Here is a 19,554-nt window from a genome sequence, read left to right as displayed (position 1 = left end):
TCCACCTCCTCTATACCGGCGTTATGGGAAGCAGCGCGCCGACCTTGACGGCGTCGGCTGAGGGGAGAACGTAGGTCTTCCAGTCGTCGAAGACCGGATGGACGTCGTCGTTGGCGAGCAGGCGGGGTGTCTGCATGTCGGGATCCTCGGCGAGCTCCGCGGGATCGACGCCGGATTCCAGCCAGAGTTGCGTGACGATGCCGTGCCGCAGGATTCTGCACTGATGGCGGCTGTTGCGCCGCAGGTCCCCTGACTCCGCCATGTGAGCGGCGCGGCAGCCTCCGCCGCAGGATGACTTGATGTAACACTTCGCGCAGTCGGCGTGGTAGTCGCCGCCGAACACGGAGCTCGTCCGCATGTCGTACAGGACCGGGCTGCCGAAGATCTCCGCCAGGGACTGCCGTCGCACGTTGCCCGCCAGGTGTGAGCGTCCCGTGACGAGCTTGCACGGGTAGACGTCCCCCAGCGAGTTGATGTAGATCTCGTTGCCGCCCATCCCGCAGTTGGCCTTCACCGAGCACAGCTGCAGCGTCTTCGGCCCGTCCGGGAGCAGCTTGCCGGCGACGGGTGAGGTCCAGGTGAGCTGCTGGATCCTCAGATGGTCGTCCCAGCCGAAGTCGTACTCGTCGCTCTCTCCCCGGCCCAGGTTGTTGTGGTACATCAGCCGGATGCTGTGCACCTCGATCCCCTCCATGAACGAGGCGAAGCCTTCGAGCTCCTCGACGTTCTCCGAGGTGACGATGTGGTTGATCATCGGCACCACGCCCGCGTCGTTGAGCAGCCGCAGGGCCTTGTGGGTCTTGGCGAAGGAGCCGGCGCCCCGCGTGCGGTCGTGCGTCTCGGCCGTGCCGCCGTCGACGCTCACCGTGACGCCGGAGAACAGCTCGGCGAACCGCTCCGCCATCGCGGGAGTCCTGATCATGGTGGCGTTGGTGATGATGTTCGACTTCAGGCCGCACCGGTTGGCATGCTCCACGATCTGGAACAGGTCCTTCCTGAGCATGGGCTCGCCGCCGGTGAAGACCACGGTGGCGGCGCCGAAGTCGGCGATCTGCGAGACCAGGCGGAGCGACTCCTCGGTGTCGAGCTCACCCGGCAGGCACTTCTCCGAGGAGGCGTAGCAGTAGGGGCAGCGAAGGTTGCAACCGTCGGTGATGGCGTAGTACGCCACACGAAGCGGCGGCTCCTTCACCTTGATCCGCGGATGGTTCCCGTTGTAGTAGACGATCCAGCTCAGAATGAGTTTGGCGAGGACTCGATCGGTCTCGTCGGTCTCTTCGAGCCGCGCGTAGGGCCGGGTCAAGGCACGCAGGACGCCGAACTCACGCGAATCGAGGACGCACCGACCACCGGAGTGCGGGTTGACCACCAGATAGTCCCCGGCGTGCATGAAATAGGTAAGGTCTTCTGGTACGTAGAACAACGCGTGGTTCCGGGCCAGCTTCCCAGACATCCATTTCCCTTCACGCTCTCAGCGGCAGGCGGGCGGCCCCGGCCCTGTCCGGCGACAGGCGACCGGGACCGCACTCGTGAGCCGTCGGACTAGGGGTTCGGCTTGGTCGGGTTGGACCCGGACCCGGAGCCGGACCAGGCTCCGCACAGGCACGACGCTTCGGGGGACTCGTTGTGCACCTCGACCTCGGGCCTGGCCCACTGGCCACCCGCCATGACCACGGGCAGCGCGGCGGGCAGCTTGTCCTTCAGCGAGATGAGCAGGTCGGTTTCCTCTTTGGTCAAGGTGGCGAACGCCGCCTCGACTTCCGCGGCGATCGGGTCGTTCAGGACGCCGGCTGCACGCAGGGCTTCCTTCGGATCGAAGGCCATGCCTTCACCTCTCCGTCTTAAGGGGACGCGTTGCAGGTCGAGTATCGGCTGGCGATGCGGAGGGGACACAACCCCACAAACGTGGGCTAACCGCCTTTCACCAGGCAGAGCGAAGACCACACGAATGTGGGTGTCCTGATCTCTTGCGGTCCCTGATGAGCCGTCTCAGGCTTGTGGTTCATGAACGCAACCGGATCGGGCGGGTTCGACGCGCTGGCCACGCTGCGGGCGGGCGGGCATCCCATCGACCTGCTCGATGAGCGGCAGCGAACCGTGTTCGCCTCGCTCACGGAGACCGAGGTCGCCGTACTGAACTCGATCAAGAAGCGGCTGGACGACCACACCGGCGAGGTGGAAGGACAGGAGCTCAAGCTCGTATGAGCGACAGGGACCCGCGACCCGCCCGCCGTAACGTCGTGGTCCTGTTCATCGACATCGTGGGGTCGACGGAGCTCGCCGAGCGTCTCGACCCCGAACTGCTCCTGCGGATCCTCGACCGCTACTACGCGGCGTGCCGGACGGCGATCTTCGAGCACGGCGGCGCCGTGGAGAAGTACATCGGCGACGCGATCATGGCGGTGTTCGGCGTCCCGGTCAGCCGGGAGGACGACGCGCTGCGGGCCGTTCTGGCCGCGGACGCGGCGATGACGGCCGTGCACCGGCTCAGCGCCGAGATAGCCCCCACCCACGGAGTCCGGCTGGACGCCCATTGCGGCATCGCCTTCGGCCAGGTGATGGTCGCCGACGGGTCCGGCTCGAACGTGCGGGTGATCGGTGACACGGTCAACACCGCGAGCCGGCTGCAGTGCGCGGCGGGCGCCGGCGAGATCCTCCTGGGCGACGACGTGGCCCGCCTGGTCAGGCAGCACGCGCTGCTGGACGGCGTCCCCCCGCTGACGCTCAAGGGCAAGAGAGATCCGGTACGGGCGTGGCGGCTCATCACCGTGGAACCCGATCGCGGCGCGCCGGAGACCGACACGGTCCCGTTGATCGGCCGGACCGAGGAGCTGCAGCAGCTGACGCGCTTCCATGACCGTGTCGTACGCGGCCGGCAGTGCTGCATGGCGACCCTGCTCGGCGTCCCGGGCATCGGCAAGTCCCGGCTCGTCAGGGAGTTTCTGACGAACCTGCCCGAGGACGTGACCGTGCTCGCCGGCCGGTGCCCGTCCTACGGCATCGGCGCCACGTACCGGCCCATCACGGAGATGCTCGAGGCCCTCAACGGCGACTGGCCCGCCATCGCCGAGGCCATGGGCGAGGAAGGCGCGCGGGCGTTGCGCGGGCTGGCGTGCTGCGGTGACGCCGATTACCAGGACGATCCCGGGGTCGCGGAGATCGCGCAGGCCGTACGGTCGCTCTTCGAGGTGCTCGCCCAGCGCCGGCCGCTGGTGGTGGTGCTGGACAACCTGCAGTGGGCCGAGCCGACCCTCCTCGACCTGGTCGAGGACTGCTCGGCGTGGCTCGCCGACGTGCCCGTGCTCCTGGTCTGCGTCGCCCGGCCCGAGCTCTACGAGACCCGCCCCTCCTGGGGAGGGGGCATGACCTGCGCCATGTCGCTGGAGCTCGGCCCGATGAGCCCACCTCACATGGCCCGGCTCGTGGCCGAGCTCCGCGCCGGGCGCGCGGACGTCGTCGCCCACGACGACGACGGCACGTACCAGCGGGTGATCCACGGTTCGGACGGCAACCCGCTCTTCGCCGAGCTGATGCTGGAGACCCTCGCCGAGGGCGCCGCCTCCCTCCCGCCCACCATCCAGGCGCTGCTCGGGGCCCGGCTTGATCGGCTGGGCGCGGCGGAGCGCCAGGTGCTCGAGCGGGCCGCGACCATCGGGCACTCCTTCTCGGTGGAGCAACTGGAGGCCCTCTTCGACGGCGAGCCTCCCACGGCCGCTCCGTTGCGCCGGTTGCGGCGCGAGCGCCTCATCCGGCGGGGCGCGCTCCCGGGAGCGTACGAGTTCGCGCAGACCCTCACCCGGGAGACCGTGTACGCCCTGACGAGCAAGGAGGTACGGGCGGACTGGCACCGAAGGCTGGCCGACTGGTTCGGCGACCGGGCCGGCGACGCCTCGGAGCAGGCTCCGTTCCTCGGACCGGCGTCCGGAGACGTCAGCCGGCACCTGCTGGCGGCCTGCCGCCTCACCCAGCAGGTACGCCCCGGCGACCCCCTCCTGCCCGAGCTGACCGGCCGGGCCGCGGACTGGCTCATCAGGGACGGCGGTCAGGCCCTGCACCGCAGGGACCTGCCCGCGGCGATCGCGCTGCTGGAGCAGGGACGGGAGATGCTGCCCCCGGGCAGGGACGAGCACCGGTCGCTGGCCGTCCGCATCAGCGACGCGGAGCTGGCACGGGGAGAGGCCGCCTCGGCCGCCGCGGCCCTGGACCGGGCGGAGGAGCTGCTGCCGGAGGACCCGCGGACCCGGCTCACCTGCGTGATCCAGCGGGAGGTCCTCGCCCTGCGCTCGGGCGCCCGCGCGCCGGAACTCGAACCCCTTCGCGGGCGGCTGGCGCTCGACCCCCGGGACGACCTGAGCTGGTGCCGCTTCCACCAGCTCCAAGCCCTGATCCACATCCAGGAAGGCCGTTTCGGCGCCGCCGACCGCGCGCTTCGTGACGGTCTCGCGCCGGCCCGGACGATGGACGACCGCTACGAAGAGGACCGGCTGCTCGGCGGGCTGTGCGAGCTGGTGCAATGGTCTCCCACGCCGGTGCGGGAAGGGCTCGCGCTCTGCGCCGACCTGCTGACCCGCTTCGCCGGCGATCGCGCCCTGCTGGTGCCGGTGCTCGTCACCAGGGCCCGCCTGCTCGCGCTCTCCGGTGACCTCGGCGGCGCCCGTGAGTCGCTCGACACGGCCGGCCACTACGCGGAGGAGTTGCACCTCGGCCTCTCGGCGATCGCCGTCGTCCAGGTGCGGGGGCTGGTGGAATCCCTGGACGGCAACCACGAGGACGCGAGGGAGCTGTTCAGGCGGGCCGCCGCCGCGCTCCGTACGGCAGGGCATGGGGGGTCCGCCGTCACCTTGGAGATCTACGCGGCACGGGAGACCCTCCGGCAGGGAGACGTCCGGCAGGCGGCAGGGGAACTGGCGCGCAGCGAAACGGGGCCGCCGCAGCTGCGCGGCGAGCTCACGGCCATCGCGATGAGAGGCGCGATCGCCTCGTTCGACGGGCGGCACGCCGACGCGCTGAGCGCCGCGGAACGCGCGAGCGCGCTGCTCGAATCGACCGACGACCCTTGTCTTCGAGGGGACGTCCTGGCCGAGGTCGCGCGGATCCGCCGGGCCGCCGGACACGACCCGGCCGAGGCCGCCCGGCGCGCGCTCGACGCGTACCTGAGCAAGGGCGCGGACCTGCCGGCGCGGCGGGTCCGCGACTGGATGAAGGGACCGCGATGACCACGCCGCCCTGGCGCCGGGACCAGCGCGCGCACTTCCCCGGGGTGCCCGCGTGGGGGCTGGCCACCACGCGGCAGGCCCCGGAGCCCTTCCAGATCAGCCCGCTGGCGGGGGTGAACAGGGAGTGGGCATGGGGCGGGTCCGACGGCACGGGAGTACGCGTGTGCGTCGTGGACACGGGGGTGGCGGGCGACCATCCCAAGATCGGCGGCCTTGATCGGTCGGTCGAGGTCGTCAGCGGGGACGAGGGCAGGCTGACCGTCGCCGACTGCGCTCCCGTCGACCCGGCCGGGCACGGCACGGCCTGCGCCGGAGTGATCAGGTCGGTCGCCCCCGGAGCGGCGATCACCTCCGTACGCGCGCTCACCGACGGAAAGTCCGGCACCGGCAACGCGCTGGTGACCGGGCTGCGCTGGGCCATCGACCAGGGTTACGACCTGGTCAACCTCAGCCTCTCCAGCACGAGGTCGGGCCTGCGCGAATCCCTCCACGAGCTCGCCGACCGCGCGTACTTCCGGCGGTGCCTCCTGGTAGCCGCCGCGCACAACATGCCGGTGCTCAGCTACCCGTGGACGTTCTCTTCGGTCGTCTCGGTGGCCAGCCACGACGAGGCGGACCCGATGACGTACTACTACAACCCCGCCCCGCCCGCGGAGTTCCTCGCGCGAGGGGTCAGGGTGCCGGTCGCGTGGCCCGGCGGCCGGGAGATCCGCAGCACCGGCAACAGCTTCGCGGCGCCGCACATCACCGGCATCTGCGCGCTCATCCTGGGCAAGCATCCGTGGCTGACGCCGTTCCAGCTCAAAACGGTCCTCTACCTGGCCGCGGACAACACCATGACGCAGAACGGAGAGCCCCATGTCCCCTGACTTCCCCGACACTCCCGGCTCTCCCGGCTCCCTCGACGGCACCGAGCGCAGGCTGCTGCAGTCCATCGTCGAGGTGGCCCGCCACATGTTCGGCGCCGCCGCCGCCTCGATCTTCCTGGTGGACCCGGACACCGGTGACCTGGTCTTCGAAGCCGTCTCGGGCGAAGGCGAGAAGGAGCTGGTCGGGAGCCACTTTCCGGCGGGAACCGGGATCGCCGGCTGGGTCGCCGCGAGCGGGCAGCCGATGGTCGCGGACGACGTGTCGGCCGTGACGCAGTTCGCCCAGGACGCCGCGGAATCCACCGGTTACGTCCCGCGGACCATCATGGCCGCGCCGCTCATCCGGTTCGAGGAGTGTGTGGGCGTCCTGGAGGTGCTGGACCGCACGGCCTCCCGCAGCGATCTGGACGACATGGAGCTCCTGGGCATGTTCGCCACGCAGGCCGCCTGCGCCCTGGAACTCCTGCTCCGCGTCCGGCGGAGCGATGGCCGGGAGCCTCTCGACGACCCGCACGCGCTGCTGCGGCGGATCAGCGAGAGGCTGCGGGGCAGGGACCGGTCGTCGGACGCGGCAGCCGTACGCCTGCTCGCCATCGCCGACGACCTCCTCGCACCGTAACGAACAGCCCGTCCACACCACCCCTTCGAGGCCATTTGGGCCTGGGCGGCCTCACGTGGGTGGCCGTTGGCGTGGCCGGACACCATCACGCATGGTCACCGTCCGGCCACGCCTGTTTGAAGGGTGTCAAAGGGGAGCACCCTTCACGTGGAGAAGATCAAGGACCTGCTTGGGTTTCGGGCGGGGGACGCGGCATGAGAGTCGCCGCTGGGGGCATCTCCGGTCAGGGCACGACGTCGCAGTGTGACGACATCCGGAAGGGACGACATGGCAGACAGCCGTCCGCACGACGGACGCCCCGGGAACCTTTGGCCACTCGTCGGGCGCGCCGCGGCGCTGCGCACGGTCCTGTCAGCGGCGGCGCAGGCGGACGTCGGCGGCGTAGTGATCGTGGGCGCGCCGGGTGTGGGCCGCACGCGCCTGGCCAAGGAGGCGGTCGCGCGGCTCGCGGCGGCGGGTCACCCGACGGCCTGGGCGACCGGGACCCGTGCCGCCGGGGCGATCCCCTTGGGCTCATTGCTGCATCTCGCGCCTCCACACGATGCCGCGGGCGCCGTCACGGCGCACATCTTCGGCCAGATCGTGGAACGTTTCAGCGTTTCCACCGGGAAGCGGCCGGTGTTCGTCGTGGACGACACCCACCTGCTCGACGACGTCTCGGCCGCGCTGGCGTACCAGCTCGCCGTGCACACGAGGACCTTCGTGCTGCTCACCGTGCGGCAGGGGCACGCGGCGCCCGACGTGATGACGGCCTTATGGAAGGAAGGGGTGGCCCGCCGCGTCGAGCTGCGGCCGCTGAGCGACAGCGAGGTGGACACCCTGCTTGAGCGCGGCCTGGGCGGTCCGCTGGACGCCGTCACGCGGCACACGTTCCGTCGCCTGTCCGCCGGCAACCCGCTCGTGCTGCGCGAGCTCGCCCAGTCCGCGTTGGAGGGATCCGCGCTGCTGCGCCGCGACGGCCTCTGGCATCTGGGCGGCCACCTGCGGATCACCGGCCGGCTCGGTGATCTGATCGAGGCGCAGATGCAGGTCGACGATCCGGCCGTGCTGGCCGTCCTCGAGGTGCTCGCCTGCAAGGAGCCGCTCGGCCAGCCCGTGCTCGAGGACCTCACCGGGCACTCCGCCGTGGTGCGGGCCGAACGGCAGGGGCTGGTGGTGGTCGAACCCTCCGGAGCGCGGCACCAGGCGCGACTCGCGATACCCGCGTACGGGGAGGTCATCCGCGCGCGCATGCCACGCGCCCGAGCGCACGAGATCTGGGCGCGGCTGGCCGGGTCCCTCGCCGCCTCGCCACGCCGTCGCGCGGACGACGCACTCGAGCTGGTCATGTGGCGGCTCACCGCGGGCCTCGACTCCTCCGGGCAGGAACTGCTGGCCGCCGCGGAACGCGCCGCCGAACGGTTGGAGCTCGAGGTCGCCGAGCGGCTGGCGACCGCCTCCGGTGCCGCCGACGGCGGGGTGGACGCGAACCTGACCCTGGCCGAGGTGCTGGCGTTGCAGGGCCGCTTCGCCGACGCTGCCGACGCACTCCCGGCTCCAGGGGAGTGCGACAACGAGGAACGCGCCGCCCGGCGGGCGATGGTCAGGGAGAAGATCGAATACTGGCAGCACGAAGCCGCACCGGCCCAGGGGAATCCGACCGGCGAGCGGGCGGCGGAGGCGGTGCGAGCCTGGACGATGCTGATCGAGGGACACGTCGCGGGAGCACTGTCCATCGGTACGGCGCTGCTCACCCGGCCCGGACCGCGGCTGCCGGCGGAGGCGGCGGCACGGGCGGCCACGGCGGTCGTGCTCGCCGCGGGTCTCATGGGAGACATCCGCCTCGTCGAACGAGCGAGCGCCACCGGCCTGGAGGTCGCCTCCGCGCATCGGACCGCCTCGCCTTGGACGGAGGCTCAGGTCGGCGCGGCCAGATGTGTCGCGCTCGTGCTGGCCGGCGCTCTCACCACCGCGGCCAAAGCCGTGGACATCGCGTATCGGGAAGCCGTCGAGACGCGCATGGCGCCACCCATGGTCGGCATGTGGGCGATCGTGCGGGGCTTCGTGGCGAAGGCTCAGGGACGGGTGAAGCCGGCCCAGCAGGCGCTGCGCGAGGCGGTCGTGTTGCTCGGCGAGCACGACCCGCTGCGATTACCGGCTTTCTACCTGGCAGAGCTGGCCGGCGCGTACGCGATGGCAGGAGACACCGTCCAGGCGGACGCGTGGCTCTGCCGGATGGACGGCTGCCCGCCACCACGGGGTGCGCTCTTCGACGCCTGGATCGAGCGCGACCGCGCCTGGGTCGCCGCCGCCGCGCTCGACCTCCCCAGCGCCGCCGGCCACGCCCTGGGGGCCGCGAAGACCGCGGGCAAGGCCGGAGTGCCGATGATCGAGGCCCTGGCGTTGTTCGACGCCGCGCGATTCGGCGCCGCGAAAGAGGTGTGCGACAAGCTGCACCAGCTCGCCAGGGAGACCGCCGCACCCGCGACGGCGGCCTTCGCCACGATGGCCACCGCGCTCGCCACGGACGACGCCCACCTGCTCGCGCAGGCGGCCGAGAGCCTCCATCGCCTCGGCCATCTGCTGCCCGCCGCGGAGGCGGCCGCGACGGCCCACCGGCTGCATGCCGGGGCGCGCCGGCGTACGGCGGCCAAGGCCGCGCTCGTGTTCGCTCGTGAGCTGCTCACCGAGTGCGACGGCGCCCGCACCCCACTGACGGACCTGACGGGCAGCGAGGTGTCGTTGACCCCTCGGGAGCTGCAGGTCGCGAAACTGACCGCCTCAGGACTGCCCAGTCGCGCCGTCGCCGACCGCCTCGGCCTCTCGCTCCGAACCGTCAACAACCATCTGGGCCGGGTGTACGCGAAGCTCGGGGTGTCCGGGCGCGACGCACTCGCGCAGGTCCTGGGCCAGCCGGAGGGCGAGGAGTCCCAAGAGCTCCGGGATGCTGCCTGCCGAATGCGGGCCGACCAGTAGCGGCTGTCGTGCTCACGGACTTCGTACTCGCGGAAGTCACAGCCAGTACGTGTCGTGCTCGCGGAAGAACTCCGCCCTCTCCTCGTCGCTCTTGCCCGCCAGGGTCAGCAGCCCCTCGAAGTAGCCCTCTCGTGGCGCGCCCGGCGCGAAGTGCAGCAGCATGGACGCCGGCGCCCCCGACTCGTTACGGAACGCGTGGACGCCACCTTCCGGGACATGCACGAAATCGCCCGGCGTCGTGTCGATCCAGCGCCGCCCGTCGTAGATGCGCACGGTGCCGGACAGGATGTAGAACGACTCAGAGATCGACCGGTGGAAGTGCGCCGCCGGGCCACTGGGCTCCGGTCCCATTTCCCAGCGGTACATCCCGAACTGTCCGTTGGTCGACGCGCCGGTCGCCAAGTAGTGCACCGTGTTACCAGTCGGGTAGACCAGCTCCGGCACCGCATCCGGGCGCCGGTACGTCGCGCTCAGCTCGCCGGCGTCACCGTCATAGGTCGGCGGTGGATAGGTCATGGCTGTCCTGCCCTTCAGGTCGCGGATCTTCATCAAGTATGGGCAGAACACGACAACAGCGGGCGCGGATCAGCGGCGGGAAGCCGGGCTTCCCGCCGCTGATCTGCTATTTCGCCCTAGAGAAGGCCGGCCTGAGCCTGGACCTAGCTGCAGCCGCTGGTGGAGCCGCAGCCCTCGCAGACGTAGCAGCTGCCCGCCGGGCGCATCTTGGTGCCGCAGGTCATGCAGAGCGGGGCGTCGGCGGTGATGCGCTGGTGGTTCTCCAGCGTGAACTCCTGCATCGGCTCCGGCTCCGCCTGCTGCTCCGCCTCCTGCTTCGCCTCGATCGGCGCCGACTGGGCGAGCGCCTCACGGTCGACCGCCTCCTGGAGCGCGGCCGGGTCCTCGCCGCGCTGCTGCGCGGCGCGCTCGGCCGCCGAGAAGATGCCCAGCGCCGCCCGCTCGTCGTAGGGCAGGTGGTCGAGGGCCAGGCGGCGGAAGATGTAGTCCATCACCGAGGTGGCCATCCGGATGTCGGGGTCGTCCGTCATCCCGGCGGGCTCGAAGCGCATGTTGACGAACTTGCTCATGTACGTCTCGAGCGGCACGCCGTACTGGAGCCCTATCGAGATCGCCACCGAGAAGGCGTCCATGACGCCCGCCAGCGTCGAACCCTGCTTGGACATCTTCAGGAAGACCTCGCCGAGCCCGTCGTCGGGGTAGGACGAGGCGGTCATGTAGCCCTTGGCGCCGCCGACCGTGAAGCGGGTGGTCATGCTCGGCCGCTGGTTGGGCATCCGGCGGCGGGTGGGCCGGTTGACCTCGATGACCCGGACCTCGGGCTCGGCGGCCTCGGCCGCCTTGTCGGCCTTCTCGGCTTCCTTCTTGCTGCCGCCGGCCGACAGCGGCTGGCCGACCTTGCAGTTGTCGCGGTAGACCGCCAGCGCCTTGAGGCCGAGCCGCCAGCCCTCCAGGTAGACCTGCTCGATGTCGTCGATCGTGGCCGACTCCGGCAGGTTGACCGTCTTGGAGATCGCGCCGGACAGGAACGGCTGCGCGGCGGCCATCATGCGGACGTGACCCATCGGGGCGATGGCCCGCTCGCCCATCGCGCAGTCGAACACCTCATAGTGCTCCCTGCGCAGGCCGGGGGCGTCGACGACGTGGCCGTGCTCGGCGATGTACTCGACGATGGCCTCGATCTGCTCCTGCTGGTAGTTGAGCTGCCTGAGCGCGCGCGGGATCGTCTGGTTGACGATCTGCATGGAGCCGCCGCCGACGAGCTTCTTGAACTTCACCAGCGCCAGGTCGGGCTCGATGCCGGTGGTGTCGCAGTCCATCATCAGGCCGATGGTGCCCGTGGGCGCGAGCAGGCTGGCCTGCGCGTTGCGGTAACCGTTCTTCTCGCCGACCTTGAGGCACTCCGACCACTGACGGGACGCCTCGGCGTGGATCTTGGCGTCCATCGAGCCGACCGTGCGCAGGTCGTCGTTGGCGGCGGCGTGCTTGCGCATGATCCGCTTGTGCGGCTCGGCGTTGCGGGCATAGCCGTCGTACGGGCCGACGACCCCGGCCAGCTCGGCGCTGCGCCGGTAGGACACACCGGTCATCAGCGACGTGATCGCCCCGGCGACCGCGCGGCCGCCGTCGGAGTCGTACGCGTGGCCGGTGGCCATGAGCAGCGCGCCCAGGTTCGCGTAGCCGATGCCGAGCTGGCGGTAGGCGCGGGTGGTCTCCCCGATCTTCTCGGTCGGGAAGTCGGCGAACGTGATCGACACGTCCATGGCCGTGATGATCAGCTCGGTCAGCTTGACGAAGTTCGCGACGTCGAAGGTGTCGTCGTCCCGCAGGAACTTCAGCAGGTTGATGCTGGCCAGGTTGCAGGAGGAGTTGTCGAGGTGGACGTACTCGCTGCAGGGGTTGCTGGCGGTGATGCGCCCGGTCTCCGGGGTGGTGTGCCAGTCGTTGATCGTGTCGTCGTACTGGACGCCGGGGTCGGCGCACTCCCAGGCGGCCTTGGCCATCTTGCGGAACAGCTCCCGCGCGTCGACCTTCTCGATCACCTCGCCGGTCAGGCGGCCGCGCAGGGCGAAGTCGTCACCCTTCTCGACCGCGTGCATGAACTCCTCGGAGACGCGCACCGAGTTGTTGGCGTTCTGGTATTGGACCGAGACGATGTCCTTGCCGCCCAGGTCCATGTCGAACCCGGCGTCGCGCAGCGCGCGGACCTTGTCCTCCTCGCGGGCCTTGGTCTCGACGAACTCCACGATGTCGGGGTGGTCGACGTCGAGCACGACCATCTTGGCCGCCCGGCGGGTGGCGCCACCGGACTTGATGGTGCCCGCGCTCGCGTCGGCGCCGCGCATGAACGAGACCGGCCCGCTGGCCGTGCCGCCGCTGGACAGGAGCTCCTTCGAGGAGCGGATGCGGGACAGGTTGACCCCTGAGCCCGAGCCGCCCTTGAAGATCACGCCCTCTTCTTTGTACCAGTCGAGGATCGACTCCATCGTGTCGTCCACGGCCAAGATGAAGCAGGCGCTCACCTGCTGCGGGCTCGCGGTGCCCACGTTGAACCACACCGGCGAGTTGAACGCGAACACCTGGTGCGTCAGCGCGTGCTTCAACTCGTGGTCAAAAATCTCGGCGTCCTCGTCGGTGGCGAAGTAGCCGTGCTCCACCGCGGTCTTGGTGTAGACGCCGACGACCCGGTCAACCAGCTGCTTCAGGCTCCACTCGCGCTGCGGCGTGCCCACCGCGCCGCGGAAGTATTTGGTGGTGACGATGTTGGCCGCGTTGACCGACCAGAACTCGGGGAACTCGACGCCCCGCTGCTCGAAATTGATCGAGCCGTCGCGCCAATTGGTCATGACGACGTCGCGGCGCTCCCACTGGATGTCGTCATATGGGTGCACACCGGGCTTGGTGAAGATGCGCTTCATCTTGAGCCCCTTGCGCGGACGCTTACCTCCGCGCGTGACTGAACCGCTGGCCGTCTCCGTCATGACTCCCCCTTCTCCGCCTTCAACTGTTCGATCTCGGCCTCGAAGTCCGCCAGGCTCTCGAAACCGCGATATACCGATGCGAATCGCAAGTAGGCCACCTCGTCCAACTCCCGCAACGGACCCAGGATCGCCAGCCCCACCTCGTTGGAGGGGAGCTCGGCCGCACCCTTGGCCCGGATGGCCTCCTCGACGCGCTGGCCCAACTGAGCCAGCGAATCCTCGCTCACCGGCCTGCCCTGGCAGGCCCGTCGCACGCCCGCGACGACCTTGTCGCGCGAGAACGGCTCCGTCACTCCGCTGCGCTTGCTCACCATCAGCAGGACGGTCTCCTGCGTGGTGAACCGGCGCCCGCATTCCGGACAGGTACGGCGGCGCCGGATGGCCGCGCCGTCCTCTGTCGAGCGGCTGTCGATGACCCTCGTGTCGGGATGACGACAGAACGGACAGTGCACGTTTGCTCGCCCTCCTCGACCATGCGGTCACCACAGGCGTAAAGCGCTGTTCTGCGTACGCTCGCGCACGCCCCACGGCTTGCCATGGTGCGGTCAGAGAAACACAATTTGTGGTGAACTACATCGGTGTAACTACTAGATGTTGTGGTCCAACCGTAGAAGCGAGCGACCATGAACGCAAGTTGGACGGAGCCGTGCCGCCGAAGTCGCTGATCAGCGCAGCCACCTTGGTCCCGGCTCGGGCGTGTCGTCGTCAATACCGGCCGGCGGGGGTGTGTTCCCGCCTCGCTGGTCACGTTGGTTGGCCGGTCTCACGTGGGTGAACACGGCTCACAGGCGTCTCGCGGGCCACATGCGTGTGCGGTCGTCTCCGCGCTTTCGGTTGGGGACGGACCGTATCGCTACTGGGTGAGGACGGCCCGCCGTGGCGTTACCGACTGGCGACGGGTCGTGTCATTACCGGTGGAGGAGGGACCGCGTCGCTACCGATTGGCAACGGACCGGTTTCAGGGCGCCATGGCATCGCATGGCAGGCATCGCATGGCAGGCATCGCATGGCAGGCATCGCATGGCAGGCATCGCATGGCAGGCATCGCATGGCAGGCATCGCATGGCAGGCATCGCATGGCAGGCATCGCATGGGGGCTGGCTCGTCGGGGCTTCATTCGGGGCTTACGGCAGGGCACGAGCGCTCGGGACGTACAGGCGGCTGCCGGGGCGGATGAGCGAGCCGGGCAGGCCGTTCAGCCGCTTGATCTCGGTCACCACCGCTCCGGGGTCGCCCTCGTCGGGAGCCACCGCGTCGGCGATCGTCCAGAGCGTGTCCCCCTCGTGGACGGTCACCCAGGGCAGGCCCACGTGACTCGGCACGGCGGGCGCCGCGGCCGCCTGACTGGCCGCGCGGGTGCCAAGCCAGAAGCCGCCCAGGGACAGCAGAGCCATGGCCATCACCAGTACGGCCCGCCCCCGTCGCGTGAGCCGTACGGGGGGATTGCGCCGCCCCCGTCGAGTGACGCCGGCCTGCCTCCTGGACAGACGGGTCCGATCTGCGGGCAGAGGGCCCTTACGGCGGGGACGGTGCGTGTACGAGCCCGGCACCTCACGACCCCGACCCCCGGAACGACCACCTGCTTCCCGAACCCGGCCCCCGGAACGACCACTTGCTTCCCGAACCCGGCCCCCGACACGCCCACCCACACCCCGAGACCGCGCACCGTACCGGCCACCCGCCCGACGCGACCGCCCCTCCGACCGGACCACATCCTCCCGAGACTGCAACTCGGACCGGCCACCCGATTCACGGGCCGGACCCTCGGACCGGCCACCCACCCGACGAGACCGGTCCTCCGACCGGCTCTCTACCTCACGGGCCCGAACGTCTGCGTCGCGAAGAGGTACCTCCGTACGGCTCTCACCCGCCCGAAGCATCGAGTTTCCGGGCTCTGCCGATCGCCCAACTTCCGCTGAGTCTCCAGACTCCGCTGGGTGTCCAGTCGCGCCCGTAGGTCGTACTCCTCCACCAGACGACGGCGTGTCGTCGGCATCAGGTCGGGGCGCGGGCACCAGCCGCAGGAGCGGCCTTCCCTGTGCCGCAGCCCGACGACCGAGAGGCCCTCTGCCAGATGATCCTCCCCCGGCACGTACGCTGCCTCCCCCAGGACGACCCCCGCTGCCGTACTCGGGACGACCTCCGCCCGTACGTGCAGGGCGTCCCCCGCCCTCCCCGCCGAAACGGCTTCCGTCTCCACTCGAGCGAACGCTCCCGCCCCCGCTCCGCGAACGACCCGCACCCCCGGTTCCGGAGCGAGCCCCGCCCGCCATCCCGAGACGGCCTTCTGATCCAGGAGCAGACGAACCCGGACCGACCGATCCCCGACCGACGGACCCCGAACCAGCAGACCCCGGGTTGGTGAGCACTGAACCGACAGAACCCGGACCAACAGCCGCCAGTCCAACAGACCCCGGCTCGACAGACCCCTGGTCGACGGACCCCGGACCGGCCAATCCCGAACCCACGGCCCCCGCACCAACAGACCCTGGACCAGCAGATCCCGGACCGGCAGACGCCGCACCAACAGACGCCGGACCCGCGGACGGCGAACCAGCGGACCCTGAATCAATGGACTCCGGAGCCCGGTTGTCGGAGTTGTCGCGGGTATGCGGGAGTTCCCGATCTGGCCGGTTGGCGGAATCGCCACCCCGACAACCGTCCCCCCGGCCGTCACCCGTGTCGCAGCCCCCTGCCACCGGCCGCCGGGTGGCGTCAGCCAGGAGGGTGAGTCGCTTGACGTCGTCGCTGGTCGCATCTGTGATGGTGGTCGCTCGCATGTTTGACCTCCCAGCCGTCCCGGCCCGAAAAAAAGACCCAATAAAGATCGGCAAATCGAACACGGTGTCGATCGAACTCCCGTACGATGTTGTACACCACGCTGCCAACAATTTCGAGGAAGACTCGAACAATTGTTTGAAGATGATCTTCAACAGCGATACGGTCGCTGTGTGCGACACGAAGACCACGGACCGGGAGATTCGCCGGTGAGGCGGGCCGCCGGGCGAGGAGGCAGATCATGAGCGATCGGGATGACACCAACGGGGTCAGTGACCTCGCGGTGCGTCGGCGTGACTCCCTGGGCCTGACGCCCAGGCAACGCAAGATCCTCGAGGTGATTCGCGACTCGGTCCAACAGCGGGGCTACCCGCCGTCCATGCGCGAGATCGGCGAGGCCGTGCAACTGACCAGCACGTCCAGCGTGTCGCACCAGCTGACGGCGTTGCAGCGCAAGGGCTACCTGAGACGCGACCCCCACCGGCCGCGCGCGCTCGAGGTGCGTCTGCCCGGCGAGCCTGTGCTCTGGGTCGACCCCGACGCCGCCAACGAGTCCGACCCCCCGGTGAGCAGGCCCACGGCCGCGTACGTGCCGCTGGTCGGCCGGATCGCCGCCGGTGGCCCGATCCTCGCCGAGGAGAGCGTCGAAGACGTCTTCGCACTGCCCAAGCAACTGGTCGGTGAAGGCACCCTCTTCCTCCTGCAGGTCGCCGGTGATTCGATGATCGACGCCGCCATCGCCGACGGCGACTGGGTCGTCGTCCGCCAGCAGCCGGTCGCGGAGAGCGGCGACATCGTGGCGGCCATGATCGAGGGCGAGGCCACGGTGAAGACGTTCAAGCGCAAGGACGGCCACGTCTGGCTGGTGCCGCACAACGCCAACTACGACCCGATCCCCGGCGACGAGGCCAGCGTCCTGGGCAAGGTCGTAGCGGTCCTCCGCCGCCTCTGACGCCGCACACACTTCCGGGCGCATGAGGTTTCCGGGCGCATGACAAGATCATGCGCCCGGAGCACTGTCGGCGTATCTTATGGGTGATCATGGACCGTACGGGTGGCTGATGGGTATGGCAGGAAGACGCCACTCCGGTGATCCACGAGCGGTTGGTGCTGTTTCACCACCAGCCACCTTCCGGGCCTGCCATCGACGAGCGTTCGAGCATTTCGGCGAAGCTGTTGCTCTTGGTCGACAACGCATCTACCAGGGGCTTCTCTGCTTGTAGATCTAGCTCAGGAGCTCGCGATAAGCCTGTGACCTGCCGCTTCAGGGCGAAAAGGGCTCGCCGAAGTGAATATCTATTGCCGCAGCTGCAGAAATCAGTGCGGCGCGCGGTTAGGTTTTATGGCGTAACCGACGAACGTGGACCCTCGCTTTCCTCGGAAACGAGCACTGTGATACTGTCGTTCTCAGTTGCAGTTGTGGTTCCCAAAGACTTCAAGTGCCCTCGCCGGCGTCCTGTGCCGGTGGTGGCACTTTTGTATTGCCGGTGTTTTTCCGGACGGGGCAATCATCGCGGCGACGCGAGGCTCGCACGGAGCGAGCCTTACGGGCACTGCCCCGAAGGAGATACAAAATGGCTACTGGCACAGTGAAGTGGTTCAACGCGGAAAAGGGTTTCGGCTTCATCGAGCAGGATGGTGGCGGCGCTGACGTCTTCGCCCACTACTCGAACATCGCCGCCCAGGGCTACCGCGAGCTCCAGGAAGGCCAGAAGGTGAGCTTCGACGTCACGCAAGGCCAGAAGGGCCCGCAGGCCGAGAACATCGTTCCCGCCTGACACTGACGCACCACGCAGCTGGGGCCCGCGCCGTAGGGTGCGGGCCCCAGCGCGCTGCTTTTGTGGTACCCAATGTGCCGTGACGGCCTTACAAACCGCGAAGAACAACATGTCTGTTCTTCCGCCACACACCGATACACCCCTCATGACTCCGGTTCGGGCATAAGTCCGCTCCAGTCCTACGGCCCGGCTTCGCCGCCATTCTTTCCGGCGAATGCCGACCATTTCGACGTACGAGGCCAGGCTGTTTTCCGCCGACTCGACTCGTCTTTTCTTCGGTTCGTGCTCGCTGTTCTTGTGCCGCTCATCGCGTCGAGAATCACCTGACACGTGCCGCATCAAGGAAGGTTCTGCATGAACCGTGCAACTCGCACGCACGACCGCTACTCCCCGACCCGTACGGGCGGCTCTGCCAACTCCGGCAGGGGCGGCCGATTCGGCTCGTCGGCTCAGGGCCGTTCAGGCGCCCCCAGTCGTTCCGGCTACGGGCGGCGGCCCGCCGCGCTCCAGGGGGAGTTCGCGCTACCGGTCACCGTCACCCCGGCCCTGCCCCCCGCCGCGACATTCGCTGAACTGAACGTGCCGCCCGCGCTGCTGAAGATGCTCACCAGCCTGGGCATGAATGAACCGTTCCCGATCCAGGCGGCCACGCTGCCGAACTCCCTGGCCGGCCGGGACGTCCTGGGGCGGGGGCGCACCGGATCAGGCAAGACACTCGCCTTCGGCCTGGCCCTGCTCGTCCGCACCTCCGGACAGCGTGCCGAATCGCGGCAGCCGCTTGCCTTGATCCTCGTCCCTACTCGGGAACTGGCCCAACAGGTCACCGACGCACTCACCCCGTACGCGCGATCACTGAAGCTGCGGCTGGCCACCGTCGTTGGCGGCATGTCGATCGGCCAGCAGGCCAATGCGCTGCGCAGCGGTGCCGAGGTCGTTGTTGCGACCCCGGGACGGCTCAGGGATCTCATCGAGCGCGGCGACTGCCGCCTGGACCAGGTCGGCATCACCGTGCTGGACGAGGCCGACCAGATGGCCGACATGGGCTTCATGCCGCAGATCACTCACCTGCTCGACAAGGTGCGCCCAGGGGGCCAGCGGATGCTGTTCTCCGCCACTCTGGACCGCAACGTCGACCTACTGGTCCGCCGCTATCTGACCGACCCGGTGGTCCATTCGGTTGACCCCTCGGCGGGCGCGGTCACCACGATGGAGCACCACGTGCTGCACATCCAAGGCGCCGACAAGCAGGCCACCACTGTGGAGATCGCTGCTCGCGACGGCCGGGTGATCATGTTCCTGGACACCAAGCACGCCGTGGATCGGCTCACCGAGCACCTACTGAACAGCGGAGTACGCGCCGCCGCGCTACACGGGGGCAAGTCCCAGCCCCAGCGCACCCGTACCCTCGCCCAGTTCAAGACCGGCCACGTTACGGTGCTGGTGGCGACCAACGTCGCGGCCCGCGGCATCCACGTCGACAACCTCGACCTCGTCGTCAACGTAGACCCGCCAAGCGACCACAAGGACTACCTGCACCGCGGCGGCCGCACCGCCCGCGCCGGCGAGTCCGGCAGCGTCGTCACCCTGGTCCTGCCCAACCAGCGCCGTGACATGACCCGCCTGATGGCCGACGCCGGTATCGTCCCGCAGACCAGCCAGGTCCGCTCGGGCGAGGCTGAACTAAGGCGTATCACAGGCGCTCAGACGCCCTCTGGGATCCCCGTGACCATCACCGCACCGGTGGTAAATCGCCGGGCAGGACGGAACGGCCGACGATCCTGGTAGCAGTGGGTGACCGCCTCGCGCAAGACCATGTGCGGACCTGTACCGCGTCATAACGCA

General features: G+C 69.3%; 15 protein-coding genes. 9 read left to right on the top strand and 6 right to left on the bottom strand.

Annotated elements, in window-relative coordinates; translation table 11 throughout:
* Window positions 1-10 precede the first annotated feature (10 nt).
* Window positions 11-1,453 carry a StsB family radical SAM/SPASM domain sactipeptide maturase gene (stsB, locus tag LDL49_RS00850; protein WP_225288902.1) on the bottom strand — a complete coding sequence of 481 codons (1,443 nt, stop codon included), beginning with the start codon at window positions 1,451-1,453 and terminating at the stop codon, window positions 11-13.
* A gap of 89 nt (window positions 1,454-1,542) precedes the next feature.
* Complete coding sequence (locus LDL49_RS00845; RefSeq protein ID WP_225288901.1) at window positions 1,543-1,824, bottom strand: StsA-related sactipeptide RiPP; 282 nt, start codon at window positions 1,822-1,824, stop codon at window positions 1,543-1,545.
* Between the two features lie 180 nt (window positions 1,825-2,004).
* Between LDL49_RS00845 and LDL49_RS00840 the strand changes: the two genes are divergently transcribed.
* From LDL49_RS00840 to LDL49_RS00820, 5 genes are all read left to right on the top strand, one after another.
* Window positions 2,005-2,205 carry an aroma-sacti cluster domain-containing protein gene (locus LDL49_RS00840; protein ID WP_225288900.1) on the top strand — a complete coding sequence of 67 codons (201 nt, stop codon included), beginning with the start codon at window positions 2,005-2,007 and terminating at the stop codon, window positions 2,203-2,205.
* Window positions 2,202-5,216, top strand: a complete 3,015-nt coding sequence (locus LDL49_RS00835; RefSeq protein ID WP_225288899.1) for an AAA family ATPase — start codon at window positions 2,202-2,204, stop codon at window positions 5,214-5,216. Before LDL49_RS00840 ends, LDL49_RS00835 begins: the two co-directional genes overlap by 4 nt.
* Window positions 5,213-6,085, top strand: a complete 873-nt coding sequence (locus LDL49_RS00830; protein ID WP_225288898.1) for a S8 family serine peptidase — start codon at window positions 5,213-5,215, stop codon at window positions 6,083-6,085. Before LDL49_RS00835 ends, LDL49_RS00830 begins: the two co-directional genes overlap by 4 nt.
* A complete protein-coding gene (locus LDL49_RS00825; protein WP_225288897.1) occupies window positions 6,075-6,704 on the top strand; it encodes a GAF domain-containing protein in 630 nt (209 codons plus the stop codon). Before LDL49_RS00830 ends, LDL49_RS00825 begins: the two co-directional genes overlap by 11 nt.
* Window positions 6,705-6,971: 267 nt before the next feature.
* Window positions 6,972-9,659: a helix-turn-helix transcriptional regulator gene (locus LDL49_RS00820; RefSeq protein ID WP_225288896.1), complete on the top strand. Its 2,688-nt coding sequence runs from the start codon at window positions 6,972-6,974 to the stop codon at window positions 9,657-9,659.
* Window positions 9,660-9,695: 36 nt separating this feature from the next.
* On the opposite strand, the gene LDL49_RS00815 is transcribed toward LDL49_RS00820, so the two are convergent.
* From LDL49_RS00815 to LDL49_RS00800, 4 genes are all read right to left on the bottom strand, one after another.
* Window positions 9,696-10,208 carry a cupin domain-containing protein gene (locus tag LDL49_RS00815; RefSeq protein WP_225288895.1) on the bottom strand — a complete coding sequence of 171 codons (513 nt, stop codon included), beginning with the start codon at window positions 10,206-10,208 and terminating at the stop codon, window positions 9,696-9,698.
* A gap of 110 nt (window positions 10,209-10,318) precedes the next feature.
* Entirely contained in the window at window positions 10,319-13,156 is a 2,838-nt protein-coding gene (locus LDL49_RS00810; protein WP_225288894.1) for a vitamin B12-dependent ribonucleotide reductase, read from the bottom strand.
* Window positions 13,153-13,608, bottom strand: coding sequence for a transcriptional regulator NrdR (gene nrdR, locus LDL49_RS00805; protein WP_214636146.1), 456 nt, complete (start codon window positions 13,606-13,608; stop codon window positions 13,153-13,155). Before nrdR ends, LDL49_RS00810 begins: the two co-directional genes overlap by 4 nt.
* A 672-nt stretch (window positions 13,609-14,280) precedes the next feature.
* Window positions 14,281-14,550, bottom strand: coding sequence for a LysM peptidoglycan-binding domain-containing protein (locus LDL49_RS00800; RefSeq protein ID WP_225288893.1), 270 nt, complete (start codon window positions 14,548-14,550; stop codon window positions 14,281-14,283).
* Window positions 14,551-15,892: 1,342 nt separating this feature from the next.
* Between LDL49_RS00800 and LDL49_RS00795 the strand changes: the two genes are divergently transcribed.
* The 4 genes from LDL49_RS00795 to LDL49_RS00780 all read left to right on the top strand — a co-directional run bounded on the left by LDL49_RS00795 (window position 15,893) and on the right by LDL49_RS00780 (window position 19,497).
* Window positions 15,893-16,147 (top strand): hypothetical protein, encoded by a 255-nt coding sequence (locus LDL49_RS00795; protein ID WP_214635600.1) that lies wholly within the window; start codon window positions 15,893-15,895, stop codon window positions 16,145-16,147.
* A 28-nt stretch (window positions 16,148-16,175) separates the two neighbouring features.
* Entirely contained in the window at window positions 16,176-16,886 is a 711-nt protein-coding gene (gene lexA, locus LDL49_RS00790; protein ID WP_225288892.1) for a transcriptional repressor LexA, read from the top strand.
* Between the two features lie 622 nt (window positions 16,887-17,508).
* Entirely contained in the window at window positions 17,509-17,712 is a 204-nt protein-coding gene (locus tag LDL49_RS00785) for a cold-shock protein (RefSeq protein WP_049562746.1), read from the top strand.
* A 354-nt stretch (window positions 17,713-18,066) separates the two neighbouring features.
* Window positions 18,067-19,497, top strand: a complete 1,431-nt coding sequence (locus tag LDL49_RS00780; protein WP_225288891.1) for a DEAD/DEAH box helicase — start codon at window positions 18,067-18,069, stop codon at window positions 19,495-19,497.
* Window positions 19,498-19,554: the final 57 nt, after the last annotated feature.

The organism is Nonomuraea aurantiaca, from assembly GCF_020215705.1.
Taxonomy (GTDB): Bacteria; Actinomycetota; Actinomycetes; order Streptosporangiales; family Streptosporangiaceae; genus Nonomuraea; species Nonomuraea aurantiaca.
Note: the sequence above shows the minus strand (reverse complement) of the source record. Positions and strands in the feature narration are given on the sequence as shown.